Origin of the sequence: Corynebacterium sp. CCUG 69979 (assembly GCF_024454095.1) — a bacterium.
GTDB lineage: Bacteria > Actinomycetota > Actinomycetes > Mycobacteriales > Mycobacteriaceae > Corynebacterium > Corynebacterium genitalium.
Map to the genome: position 1 here is coordinate 1 of NZ_JAGPZA010000046.1, position 713 is coordinate 713.

The window sequence follows — 713 nt, forward strand, 5'->3', positions numbered from 1 at the left end:
ACGGGTTAACCTCGCGACATGCCGCTGACTCGCAGGCTCATTCTTCAAAAGGCACGCCATCACACACACAGAAGGTGCTCTGACGGATTGTAAGCGCACAGTTTCAGGAACTCTTTCACTCCCCTCCCGGGGTACTTTTCACCATTCCCTCACGGTACTATCCACTATCGGTCACACTAGGTATTTAGGCTTACCGGGTGGTCCCGGCAGATTCACAGCAGATTCCACGAGCCCGCTGCTACTCGGGGCAAACACGACACACAACCAGCACACGCCTTCACGTACAGGACTCTCACCTCCTCCGGCAGACCATCCCAGGCCACTTCCGCTAACACGCACTAGAAATGCAACGACTGGCAGACCGTTGACCATCGCACCCCACAACACCGCACACGCAACCCCTGCCAGGTATCACACGCACACGGTTTAGCCTCATCCGCGTTCGCTCGCCGCTACTAACAGAATCATTATTATTTTCCTCTCCCACCGGTACTGAGATGTTTCACTTCCCGGTATCACCCCCGCACAACTATGAATTCATCATACGGTGACCACACACAACCGTGGCCGGGTTTCCCCATTCGGACATCCTCGGATCAACGCTTTGTTGACAACTCCCCGAGGCATAACGCAGCCTCACACGTCCTTCATCGGCCCAGCATGCCAAGGCATCCACCATGCGCCCTTAAGCAACAAACACAAACACACACCCA

The 713-nt window shown here is 55.3% G+C and carries 1 rRNA gene; it reads right to left on the minus strand.

What is annotated here, in order from left to right:
• Positions 1-699 (minus strand): 23S ribosomal RNA (locus KBX18_RS11740); the annotation flags it as partial.
• Positions 700-713 lie beyond the last annotated feature (14 nt).